This is a genomic window from Nitrosospira sp. TNL200, assembly GCF_055386305.1.
Genome location: NZ_AP041003.1, coordinates 3,300,964 through 3,311,969 on the forward strand (window position 1 = coordinate 3,300,964; position 11,006 = coordinate 3,311,969).

Consider the following 11,006-nt stretch of genomic DNA (forward strand, 5'->3'; position numbering starts at 1 on the left):
CCTCCCCTCATGTGTGTCGTTGATTCCTTGTTTGCGAAATGTTCCTTGCCGCCTGCTCGCGGTGTTTGCGCTTGCGATTGCTTGCGTGTCGCGCAAGCCGGGCGCAGGCTGTTCCCTGGGTGTTGCGGCGGCTGCCCGGGTTCCCGGGCCGCTGCTTGCTGCAGTTTGCGGGGGTGCAGCCGCCAGTTCCTCTGTTGCGTTCCTGCTTCCTCTTCTGTTGCCCGTGTTCCAGTGTTTCGTTTCTTAGGGTACGATGCGGTTGTTGAGGATGACTTTGCTCTGGTTGTTCCAGACGACGTCGGTCAGGTTGGAGTAGCGGGTGATGATCTGGGCAGCAATGCCGCCAGAAAACAGCCCGGACCAGCCCAGGATGACGAAGCCCCAGTGCAGCGGCGCGCTAAACAGTTCTTCCATGAACCAGAAGGCATGGCCCCATTCGTTCAATCCCACGTTCGGCAGAATCATGAGCGGGCCGGCAATGGCCATGACCAGCGGAAACGAGGTCCCGCGCGAGTACAGCGGCAGGCGCGTCATGGCATACAGGTAGCTCGCCACGCCGCAGACGATGTACATGGGAAAGGAGCCGTAGAACACCACCACGTGGCTCGGGGTGAAGCTGGTGTCGCGTATGATGACCTGGTGCCAGGAGGCGTCCTGCTCGGTGAAGAAGCTGCCGCCCCAGTATACGCCAAACAGGTACACGCCCAGCCACATCATCCAGTAGAAGTAACGCTTGACTTCCAGCTTGGGGTCCAGGTTGTCCAGCTGTTCCTTGGTGTCGCGGGTCTTCCATATCCAGCCCCAGGTCACCAGTGCAAATATCGGCATGACGATCATGTGAACCCGCCACAGACCCATCCATACCTTCTCGAATTCGGGTTCCATCGAGTCCATCCCGTGCGAGTAGGCAAACGTCCTCTGGAACCAAATCCAGAAAATCGCTACGCCCAGCATGGTCAATAACCCAAATTTGTACCACTTCGAGTCGTACCACAGCGACATGTCGTAGTCGCGTCCGCTCGACGCCGCGTGGCTTGACGTCCCTAGTGTTGTTGCCATTTCATTTATCTCCTATTGCGTTGATCAAGTGCCGCTCCTTCCTGCCCGGCCGCCCGGCCGCATTGCCGCCTGCCCCCATTCCTTCCTTCCTGCCCCAAGAACTGCAGGCCAGCATGCTCGCTTCCCGGATCGGGCTTCCTTCTTTCTTCTCTTTCCCGTTACTTGTTACACTCGTTACTACCCTGGCGCCCGGCCGATGCTACCCGGCACAATCCAAAATATCTTCCCTTCCCAGATATCCCGATCCCGCCAGTTCCCGCCCGTCCACCCGTTCTTACAGATACTTTACATACCCACAACCCCGTAAAGACTATCCGCGAAGATCGCCCAAGTCAAGCAGTTTGGGATCAGGCCTGGGATCCTCTGTAGATTCGCTTTTGACCTTTAATGAAAAATGCTCGAATGAAAACCCGGTTTTGCTATCGAACCGCACCTGTTGCTACCCATTTCCGCCGGTTGCTCCCGCCTGAAACCGTGCCAGTATTCCGTCCAGATGGTCGAGATTGCTGTAATGGATAAGGATGGCGCCTTTGCCCTTTTTTCCAGGTTTTATCACGACTTCCGCGCCGAGCTTCGCGGAAACCTCTTCCTGTAAACGCAGCAGATCGCGGTCCGGCTTGGGAACCGGCTTCGACGCCGAATGCTCCATCCGCTGCACCAGCCTTTCCGTTTCGCGCACCGAAAGCTGCTTATGCACCACCAGATTGGCCGTTTCTATCTGGCTGGCAGGAGAAAGCGGGAGCAGGGCACGTCCATGCCCCATGTCGATCTTCCCCTGCATCAGCAAATCCTGGACTGGAGCGGAAAGGTTGAGCAAGCGTAAAAGATTGGAAATGGCACTCCGGGAATTGCCCAGCGTCTGGCTGGCATCCTGGTGAGTCATTCCAAATTCCTTGATAAGCCGCTGGATACCCAGCGCCTCTTCCAGTGGGTTGAGATCTTCGCGCTGAATGTTCTCGATCAGCGACATCGCCAGCGCAGCATCGTCCGCAACCTCGCGAACCAGGGCGGGCACTTCGGAAAGGCCGGCGAGCTGCGCCGCTCGCCATCGCCGTTCTCCGGCTATGATTTCGAAACGCCCGGCGGAAACGGCTCGAACCAGAACCGGCTGCATGATACCCTGTGCTTTAACGGATTCGGCAAGTTCGGCCAAGGACTCCTGGTCCATGCGCGTGCGGGGCTGGTATTTTCCCGGCTGCAGCAACGACACATCCAGGTTTCGCAGCGAATCGCCAGATTTGACATTGTCATTATCTCCAGCCAGCAGCGCGTCTAGACCTCTACCTAATCTTATTGATTTCATTAGATAATTCCTGTATCTCGATTTGGGATGATGGCAACTCTACGGGCAGGGAAGAATCCTCTGAATACCGGTTGAGAAGCTCCCCGGCGAGTGCCAGATAAGCCTGCGTGCCCTTGGACAGTTTATCGTGGTAGAGCGCCGGAATACCGAAGCTCGGCGCTTCGGCCAGGCGCACGTTGCGAGGAATCACCGTACGGTAAACCTTGTTGCCGAAATGCTCTTGCAATTGATCGGAAACCTGTTGCGCCAGACTGTTGCGTGGATCGAACATTGTCCTCAGCAATCCTTCTATTTCCAGCGAGGGATTCAGATTGGCGCGTACCTTTTTTATGGTGTTGAGTAGATCGCTTAGGCCCTCCAGCGCATAATACTCGCATTGCATGGGGATCATGACCGCGGAAGCCGCGCACAACCCGTTGAGCGTGAGAAGGCTGAGCGCAGGCGGGCAATCGATCAAAATGAAATCATACTGGTGCTCCACTTCCTGGAGCGCCTCTTTGAAACGCGTTTCCCGCTGGGCCAGGTCCACCATTTCGATTTCGGCGCCCGCCAGCTCGCGATTTGCGGGAACAAGGTCATATTTACCTGCGGTCGAAACGACCCGCACCTCCGAAATCGACTTGCTACCCAATAGCACTTGGTAAACGGTATGCTCAAGGATGCCCTTATCCACGCCGCTTCCCATCGTCGCATTCCCTTGGGGATCCAGGTCGACCAGCAGCACGCGGCGTTTCGCCGCGGCAAGACTGGCTGCAAGATTGACGCTGGTGGTGGTTTTACCGACTCCGCCTTTTTGATTCGTTATCGCCAGAATTTTCGCCATCTGTCCCACTCGCTGGTCTTGTTGCAATACTGAACACTGAAGCAATACGCCTTGTTCCGGATCCTAGGAAGCCCTGAGTAAGTCCTCACTACGCGCGTTGCTGGTAAAATCGGGATGATCATAAGGCGCGCGACAATGGTCGTAGCCTGGACTACGATGCCAAGGAGCGCAACGCCATGAGCGCCCGATTTTACCAGCAACGCGAATGGGACAGGGCTTTGCGGGCGGTCTTCCTTGCCAGGCTCCTAGCGAAGGGGATCAACCATTCGCGTCGTCGCCTTTCGCGCATCCCATCCCGCAAAGTCACCGTCGCGCCAGCGGAGACTTGTTCAGGGCTGCCCTACGAAAGCCCTGGCGCCTTGATTATCACCAGATGCCGCTCCGCCGCAAGACCAGGAACCGTGATGGGCAGGATGCTCTCGACAGCAAAACGAGCCGGCAGGTGGAGCAGTTCCTCGTGAGGATACACGCCTTTCATGGCCACCAGCCTGCCACCCCGGTGAAGAGCGAGGTGTCCTGCCAGACCGGCAAAGTCGGCCAAACTGGCAAAAGCACGGGAAATAACCGTATCGAAGCCCTCCATTGCCTGAAATTCTTCAGCACGGCTATTCACTACCTCGACGTTCTTCAATTGCAGGTCGATACGCGCCTGCTGGAGAAACGCAGCTTTTTTATGGCTGCTTTCGACCAGGGTAACATGCCAGCCGGGGTGCGACAGCGCCAGGGGAATGCCGGGAAAACCCCCACCGGCGCCAATATCGACGATACGGGGACCGGTAATGCAAGGCACAACCGCAAGGCTGTCGAGAACGTGGCCTGTCAGCATCATCTCCGGGTCGCGCATCGCGGTAAGATTATGCACGCGACTCCACTTCTGCACCAACGCCAAATGTTCGAGCAGTCGAAGCCGGGCTTCAGGGGAAATATCAAGACCGAGTGTCGCGATCCCCGCTGCCAGCAATGCAGGCAAGTTCATGCGCTTTTCTTTTTCTTCACGCCCCGGCCTGAAAATCCGCGCTTCACGTGCACCAGCAATAATGAAATTGCCGCAGGGGTGATGCCGGAAATCCGGGCGGCTTGGCCGGCTGTTTCCGGCTTGTGCTGGTTGAGTTTTTGCTGGACCTCACGGGAAAGGCCCTTTACGGCTGCATAATCCAGGTCCTGCGGCAATGGGATTTCCTCGTAATGTGAATTTCGCTCCATTTCCTCCTTCTGGCGGGAAATATATCCATCATACTTCGCCTGGATCTCGACTTGTTCGGCAGCCTGTGGATCGGCAGCGCCTTCCCCGCATCCGGGCAGCGTCATCAAGGAAGCATAGGACACATCGGGACGCCGCAGCAGCTCATACAACGAACAATCACGATCCAGCGTCTTGCCGAGAACGCGCAACGCATCAGCCTCGGGCAAGGCGTTGGCGCACGCCCTGGGACCGAACCACGTCGCTTTCAATCTCTGCTGCTCCCGCGCAATAGCTTCCCGCTTGGCATCGAACGCTGCCCAGCGCGCATCATCCACCACGCCCATCCTCCGCCCTGCGTCAGTCAGCCGTAAATCGGCGTTGTCTTCGCGCAATTGCAAGCGATATTCGGCGCGGCTGGTGAACATGCGATAAGGTTCCGTCACACCCCGGGTGATGAGATCATCGACCAGCACGCCAAGATAAGCCTCGTCCCGGCGCGGACACCACGCATCCCTTTCCTGGTTCTTGAGCGCGGCGTTGATCCCCGCCAGCAGGCCCTGGGCTGCGGCTTCCTCGTAGCCCGTAGTGCCGTTGATCTGTCCGGCAAAGAATAGCCCTTCTATTTTTTTTGTTTCCAACGAGCGTTTCAGCTCCCTCGGATCGAAGTAATCATACTCGATCGCATAACCCGGTCGCGTGATATGCGCCTGTTCCAGTCCTTTTATGGAACGCACCAGCCTCGCCTGCAGATCGAATGGCAAGCTCGTGGAGATCCCGTTAGGATAGACCTCGTTGGTGGAAAGCCCTTCGGGCTCAAGAAAGATCTGGTGAGCATCCTTGCCCGCGAAACGCACCACCTTGTCTTCGATCGACGGGCAATACCGCGGACCAACGCCTTCGATCATGCCCGTGAACAAGGGAGAGCGGTCCAGGCCCCCGCGGATGATGTCGTGGGTTTCAGCATTAGTATGGGTGATCCAGCAAGGCAACTGCCGGGGACGCACGGCGGGAGAACCCAGAAAGGAAAAAATGGGAAGGGGAGTATCGCCGGGTTGTTCGAGCATAGCGGAGTAATCGATGCTGCGGCCATCGATGCGCGGCGGCGTCCCGGTTTTGAGGCGCCCTACCGCCAGTTGCAACTCGCGCAGGCGAGCCGCCAGACTGATCGAAGGGGGATCGCCGGCGCGCCCCGCCTTGAAGCTGACCGAACCCGCATGCGCCACGCCGGCCAGGAAGGTGCCTGCGGTCAGTACGACTACGCGCGCCGCAATGCTTATCCCCAACTGCGTCACCACACCCGCCACGCGCTCGCCCTCGAGGATCAGATCATCCACCCCCTGCTGGAAAAGCCAGAGATTGGTCTGATTTTCGACTCGCCTGCGAATCGCCTGGCGATAAATCTGGCGGTCGGCCTGGGCTCGCGTAGCCCGCACCGCCGGACCCTTGCTGGAATTGAGCGTGCGAAACTGAATCCCGGCTTCGTCGGCAGCCGCGGCCATGGCCCCGCCCAGCGCATCTACCTCTTTTACCAGATGGCCTTTTCCGATGCCGCCGATCGATGGGTTGCAGGACATCTGCCCTATCGTTTCGATATTGTGGGTGAGCAGCAGGGTTTTCTGGCTCATGCGCGCGGCAGCCAGTGCCGCCTCGGTGCCAGCGTGGCCCCCTCCTATTACGATTACGTCGAATTGCTGGGGAAAATGCATTTGGATTGATGTCAACAGGACAAAGCTTCCTTACTGACAATCATTTTACGGCAAAATGGAGGACAGGGTAAGCAGCGGGTAGCGCACGTCATGGATAATCAGCTCATGAGTTTTCTTCTGGTTGCAGAACTTTATGTTTCACGTGAAACATAAGCACAGGCTGCAGACGGTTATTTTCCATTCCGAGGTTAGAACCACCGGCTTTAGCCGGTCAGCTTTAGCTGCGACAATATGCTGCACGAAGAGGCGAGGGGTTGCATGGAATACAGATACGGCAGTCATACGGTATACCAGATTGAGTATCATTTTGTATGGGTAACGAAGTACCGGTACAAGATACTGAAAGAGGAAGTAGCGGAGCGAGTTCGAGAGCTGGTGCGAGAGACCTGTGAAGCCTTTGAGATCAGAATAGTGAAGGTGTGGTGAGGAAGGATCACGTGCACATTCAGACCAGTTGTCCGCCGGCGTTGGCGCCAAGCGAGATCATGAGGCGGATCAAGGGTCGCACATCGAGCAAGCTGTTTGAAGAGCATCCGCGCCTGAAGAAGAAATATCGGAGAAAGCATTTTTGGGCGAGAGGATGCTTCTGTGCGACGGCAGATCAAATGACGGAGGAGATGATTGAGGAATATCTGGGGCATCATTTTGAGCCAAGGCCTGACGATGATTTCAGAATGGAACCCGATTAGGACGCGTCGTTCAGGCGACGCGTATCCGGACTTTCAGTCCGCAGCCTCAACCCACCAGCAATGGACCGCAGGCGACTGGTGCGTGCAGCGCCAAATGGCTATTTGCCGATGCAGAAGTGCGAAAATATCTCGCCCAACAAATCATCAGCGGTGAATTCGCCCGTGATGGAGGAAAGGGATTGCTGCGCCAAACGTAGCTCTTCCGCGACAAAAACCGCCTGGCCAGGATCGCCAACCAAGTCCAGCGCCTGCTGAATATGCGTGCCTCCCCGCATCAAGTCCTGCAAATGCCGCTGGCGCGCCATGAACATGCCTTCGGCTTCCGTGCCGGATTTGCGGCCGGCGAGATCCGCCAGCTTCCGGCGCAACAACTCGATACCCAAGCCAGTTCTCGCTGAAAGATAAATTTCCTGCCCGTCGGCATCCCCCACGCCGTTGGGCACCATCCCGGCTGCGAGATCCGTCTTGTTATATACATGAAGCACCGGCAGCTCGCAGGGAAAACTGTCCAGTATGGCCCGGTCTGCGGCAGTCATGCCGCTGCGACAATCCATCAGCATCAGTGCCAGATCCGCCTTGCTCAAAGCCCCACGCGCCCGCCCAATGCCCTCCCTTTCCACGGCATCCACCGTCTCCCGCAGTCCGGCCGTATCCGTCACGTGCAAGGGTATTCCCTCCACCTCGATGCTCTGGCTGATGGTGTCGCGCGTCGTCCCCGGAACATCAGTGACGATGGCCACCTCTTCTCCCGCAAGCCTGTTCAGCAAACTCGACTTCCCGACGTTAGGCTGCCCGGCGATGACGATGCTCATGCCTTCCCGCAGAAGGCTTCCCTGACGGGCCGCGGCGAGCACCCGGGAAAGCCGCGACTGAAGCTCCTCCAGTCTCTCCTCGATCCGGGCATCGGCAGCAAAGCAGGGGCTCTCCCCATGCTCGGCATCCTCCGCATATTCCTCTGGAAAATCCAGGCCGGCCTCCACCATGATCCTCAATTCTGTCAGCGCGCGCACCATGTCGTGTATCGCCGTGGAAAATTCGCCTTGCAAGGACCGCAATGCGCACCGGACCGCCTCTCCGGTCCGGGCATTGACAATATCAGCCACGCTTTCCGCTTGCGCCAGATCAATCTTGTCGTTAAAAAATGCGCGTAGCGTGAATTCCCCCGGCTGGGCCAGGCGAGCGCCGGCGCGAAGGCAACTCGCCAGCACCAGGCCGGTTACCGCTGTGCCGCCGTGACCCTGCAATTCCAATACATCTTCGCCCGTGTAGGAGTGGGGGGAGGGGAAATAGAGCGCGATGCCCTGGTCGATCGCCGCGCCGTTCTCATCAAGAAACTTGCAAAAAGTGGCACGACGCGGCTGAAGCATACTTCCGATCATCTTCAAGACCAACCCATGGAGATTTGGTCCTGAAACCCGCACCACGCCGATCCCGCCCCTTCCGGGTGGTGTAGCAATGGCAGCGATGATATCAGAAGTGATCACTTACTTACGAGTGAATATAATCCTGAATCCGGCAGTTAACCGTTCATTTCCGTTTTGGAGCTATGACACGCCAAGACTTTTCGCAGTACTCGACGTTCAGCTATATGGTGGGCTCGCTACAAGGCCGTGCCGGCATGCTCTCGCGGGGGGCTGCTACCTCCCGCGTGAGCATGGGTCAGATCAGCTTTTGAGAGTATCCTTCTTTTTGCCAGCAATGCCTGATGTCCCTGCACTACGCTCGATCATGCGTGTGATCTGCCATTGTTGAGCAATGGAAAGCACATTGTTCACGAGAGAGTAAAGCACCAAGCCCGCTGGAAAGAAGAAAAAGAAAACAGCAAAGGCAAAGGGCATGATCTGCATGACCTTCTGCTGTATGGGATCGGTCGCGGGAGGGCTGAGCTTGGTCTGGACGAACATGGAGATCGCCATCATCACGGGCAGGACGTAATAAGGATCGGGCGAAGATAAATCTTCTATCCATAACGCGAACGGCGCGTACCGGAGCTCCACGCTCGCGAGCAATACCCAGTAAAGCGAGATAAACACCGGAATCTGAACCAATATCGGCAGGCAACCCCCCATTGGATTGATCTTTTCCGTTTTGTAAAATTCCATCATGGCCTGATGCATCCGCTCGCGATCGTTCCCATGCTGTTCGCGCAACCGCTGAAGTTTCGGCGTGACCAGCCGCAACTTGGCCATGGAACGGTATCCCGCGGCGGACAAGGGGAAAAAAGCCAGCTTCACCGACATCGTCAACAGGATGATTGCCACCCCCCAGTTCCCGGTCCAGGACTGAAACAACGACAACAACCAGAATAACGGTGCACCTATTACCGTCAGCCACCCGTAATCGACCGCCAGATCCAGTCCGGGCGCCACTTCCGCGAGCTTGCTCTGCTCTTCCGGACCTGCATACAGCGGAACGGTGACACGCGCTATGCTGCCCGGCTCTATCATCCCTACCGGAACGATTACGCCCGCCGTATATTCGTTATCGGCTAGCCGCTTGGCATAAAATTCACGCTGCGTCTTTTCCTTGGGCAGCCAGGCTGTAAGGAAGTAGTGCTGCAGCATGGCTATCCATCCGTTATCCGCATTCTTGGGATAGCTTGCCGTGCCTTTATCCAGGGCGGAAAACTCGATTTTCTTGAATTTTTCCTGCTCGGTATAAAGCGCAGCGCCGGTATAGGTTGGAACCATGAAAAACGATCCCGCCGGCGGCGGACTATCGCGAAGCATCTGGAAATAGGAAAATGGCTGGATTGTCGCGGCCCCACCATTGGCCACTTCGAAGCTCACATCGATGACATAACTGCCCCGGCGGAAAGTGTAGATTTTTGTGACGCGCACGTTATCCACTTCCGGACCAGCCAGCCGCACCTCCACTTTATCCTCCCCCGCCTGCAGCGCATAGCTTTCCGAATCCGCGGTATAACGGGTCTTGTGATTGGGAAGGCTGTCCCCTATGAGCCCGGATTGGGCTATGTAAACATGCCCCTGCCGAGCTTGCAACAGCGCGAACGGCTTGCTCCTGTCTTCCTTGTCCGGGTGCTGCAGCAGCTCCAAACGGCGCAGGTCCCCTCCCGCTGTATCGATTTCCGCGGTGACGAGATCTGTCTTGATGGTTATTTTTTCCCCCACAGGGAGGTTGCCAGCTTTTACCGGAACCGTGCCGTCCGAGCTCGAAGGTCCTGAGCCAGCCTGTGCCGTAGCGAGCTTTTCCCCCGGTATGGGCATGTCTTCCTGATGAGGCGCGCCGGCCTCTCCAGTCGCGCCCTGTGTGGCTACCGAAGCAGGGGGCGGAGCCAGGCGCTCTTTTTGCCAGGCATCCCAAAGAAATAGCAGCGAAGTTGAAAAGATCAGGAAAAGTACGAGTTTTTGGGTATCCATCTTGCTTACTGTCTTATTATTTTCACTACGATTAAAGGACTCCTCGAATTCGGCGATCCACGATAGCGCAAACAACGCCTAGGGAACAGGATCATGTCCGCCCCGTCCACACGGATTGCAGCGCAATATCCTCCATATAGCAAGGCATGTTCCCCGAAAAAATCCGTGTCTGTCCAGCGCCTCGCACGCATAATGCGAACAGGAAGGGCTGAAACGGCACGAAGGACCGAAAAACGGACTCAGACAATATTGATATATCTTGATGAAACCAATGATTATCCGCGACATCGCTGTAATTCCATCATGAGCTTGCCCGCCTCTTCCGCCAGCCCCGAACCTGCCTGCCGCAAGGGGCGGCGCAAGCGCAACACGAGATCCAGGCCAGCCATTTGCCCCTGTTGTGCACGAAACACTTCCCTCAACTCACGTTTGATCCTGTTCCGGTTGACTGCCAAGCGCTCGATTTTCCGGGCGACAATCAATCCCAGGCGGGGGTGCGCCCGATCATTCGGTTTTGCAAAAGCCTGAAGGAATTCACTGCTCACAGAACAGCGAAACCGGATAACTGCGGAGAATTCTTCTGCATCGTGAAGCCGGTGACTTTTCGGAAAGCGATTAATAAAATCCCGGCTCAAGCTAGCGATGCGATGCAATCATACCGCCAGGCGTGCTCGCCCCTTGGCACGACGGGCTCGGATGACAAGCGCTCCGCCAGTGGTTTTCATCCGGATCCGGAACCCGTGCGTCCGCTTCCTGCGCGTCACGGACGGCTGATAAGTGCGTTTCATTGCTCTTCCTTCTCCCCTAAGCTTGCTAAATAAAACTTCGCATTACAACTCTTTAGCTAATCCTAGTCAACCTAT

11 protein-coding genes and 1 pseudogene are annotated in these 11,006 nt (G+C 56.8%); 2 read left to right on the top strand and 10 right to left on the bottom strand.

Translation table 11 applies throughout. The features are described 5' to 3' along the window. Nucleotides 1-31: 31 nt before the first annotated feature. A complete protein-coding gene (locus ACZ5CE_RS15005; protein ID WP_464575057.1) occupies nucleotides 32-247 on the top strand; it encodes a hypothetical protein in 216 nt (71 codons plus the stop codon). On the opposite strand, the gene ACZ5CE_RS15010 is transcribed toward ACZ5CE_RS15005, so the two are convergent. From ACZ5CE_RS15010 to mnmG, 5 genes are all read right to left on the bottom strand, one after another. Further along, nucleotides 244-1,059, bottom strand: coding sequence for a methane monooxygenase/ammonia monooxygenase subunit C (locus ACZ5CE_RS15010; protein WP_464575058.1), 816 nt, complete (start codon nucleotides 1,057-1,059; stop codon nucleotides 244-246). The genes ACZ5CE_RS15005 and ACZ5CE_RS15010 overlap by 4 nt on opposite strands. Before the next feature lie 439 nt (nucleotides 1,060-1,498). Then, nucleotides 1,499-2,362, bottom strand: a complete 864-nt coding sequence (locus ACZ5CE_RS15015; RefSeq protein WP_464575700.1) for a ParB/RepB/Spo0J family partition protein — start codon at nucleotides 2,360-2,362, stop codon at nucleotides 1,499-1,501. Then, entirely contained in the window at nucleotides 2,340-3,185 is an 846-nt protein-coding gene (locus tag ACZ5CE_RS15020) for a ParA family protein (protein ID WP_464575701.1), read from the bottom strand. The genes ACZ5CE_RS15015 and ACZ5CE_RS15020 overlap by 23 nt, the downstream gene beginning before the upstream one ends. 340 nt (nucleotides 3,186-3,525) lie before the next feature. After that, on the bottom strand, nucleotides 3,526-4,161 hold the full coding sequence (gene rsmG / locus ACZ5CE_RS15025) for a 16S rRNA (guanine(527)-N(7))-methyltransferase RsmG (protein WP_464575702.1): 636 nt from the start codon (nucleotides 4,159-4,161) through the stop codon (nucleotides 3,526-3,528). Beyond that, nucleotides 4,158-6,074, bottom strand: coding sequence for a tRNA uridine-5-carboxymethylaminomethyl(34) synthesis enzyme MnmG (gene mnmG / locus ACZ5CE_RS15030; protein ID WP_464577550.1), 1,917 nt, complete (start codon nucleotides 6,072-6,074; stop codon nucleotides 4,158-4,160). Before mnmG ends, rsmG begins: the two co-directional genes overlap by 4 nt. Nucleotides 6,075-6,332: 258 nt before the next feature. On the opposite strand from mnmG, the pseudogene tnpA reads away from it, so the two are divergent. Beyond that, nucleotides 6,333-6,763, top strand: a pseudogene (tnpA, locus tag ACZ5CE_RS15035) (IS200/IS605 family transposase). A 98-nt stretch (nucleotides 6,764-6,861) separates the two neighbouring features. Here the strand turns inward: tnpA and mnmE are convergent. The 5 genes from mnmE to rpmH all read right to left on the bottom strand — a co-directional run bounded on the left by mnmE (nucleotide 6,862) and on the right by rpmH (nucleotide 10,931). Then, on the bottom strand, nucleotides 6,862-8,247 hold the full coding sequence (gene mnmE, locus ACZ5CE_RS15040; protein ID WP_464575703.1) for a tRNA uridine-5-carboxymethylaminomethyl(34) synthesis GTPase MnmE: 1,386 nt from the start codon (nucleotides 8,245-8,247) through the stop codon (nucleotides 6,862-6,864). A 180-nt stretch (nucleotides 8,248-8,427) separates the two neighbouring features. Continuing rightward, nucleotides 8,428-10,143 carry a membrane protein insertase YidC gene (yidC, locus tag ACZ5CE_RS15045; protein WP_464575704.1) on the bottom strand — a complete coding sequence of 572 codons (1,716 nt, stop codon included), beginning with the start codon at nucleotides 10,141-10,143 and terminating at the stop codon, nucleotides 8,428-8,430. A 78-nt stretch (nucleotides 10,144-10,221) separates the two neighbouring features. After that, nucleotides 10,222-10,431 (bottom strand): membrane protein insertion efficiency factor YidD, encoded by a 210-nt coding sequence (yidD, locus tag ACZ5CE_RS15050; RefSeq protein ID WP_464575705.1) that lies wholly within the window; start codon nucleotides 10,429-10,431, stop codon nucleotides 10,222-10,224. Beyond that, nucleotides 10,419-10,796, bottom strand: a complete 378-nt coding sequence (gene rnpA / locus ACZ5CE_RS15055; protein WP_464575706.1) for a ribonuclease P protein component — start codon at nucleotides 10,794-10,796, stop codon at nucleotides 10,419-10,421. The genes yidD and rnpA overlap by 13 nt, the downstream gene beginning before the upstream one ends. Beyond that, a complete protein-coding gene (rpmH, locus tag ACZ5CE_RS15060; RefSeq protein ID WP_464575707.1) occupies nucleotides 10,797-10,931 on the bottom strand; it encodes a 50S ribosomal protein L34 in 135 nt (44 codons plus the stop codon). Nucleotides 10,932-11,006: the final 75 nt, after the last annotated feature.

Bases quoted from the DNA above. Each gene is read 5' to 3' on its own strand.
- yidD (WP_464575705.1), bottom strand. From the start codon at position 10,431: ATGTCGCGGATAATCATTGGTTTCATCAAGATATATCAATATTGTCTG.
- yidC (WP_464575704.1), bottom strand. From the start codon at position 10,143: ATGGATACCCAAAAACTCGTACTTTTCCTGATCTTTTCAACTTCGCTG.
- ACZ5CE_RS15020 (WP_464575701.1), bottom strand. From the start codon at position 3,185: ATGGCGAAAATTCTGGCGATAACGAATCAAAAAGGCGGAGTCGGTAAA.
- mnmG (WP_464577550.1), bottom strand. From the start codon at position 6,074: ATGCATTTTCCCCAGCAATTCGACGTAATCGTAATAGGAGGGGGCCAC.
- ACZ5CE_RS15015 (WP_464575700.1), bottom strand. From the start codon at position 2,362: ATGAAATCAATAAGATTAGGTAGAGGTCTAGACGCGCTGCTGGCTGGA.
- ACZ5CE_RS15010 (WP_464575058.1), bottom strand. From the start codon at position 1,059: ATGGCAACAACACTAGGGACGTCAAGCCACGCGGCGTCGAGCGGACGC.
- rpmH (WP_464575707.1), bottom strand. From the start codon at position 10,931: ATGAAACGCACTTATCAGCCGTCCGTGACGCGCAGGAAGCGGACGCAC.
- rsmG (WP_464575702.1), bottom strand. From the start codon at position 4,161: ATGAACTTGCCTGCATTGCTGGCAGCGGGGATCGCGACACTCGGTCTT.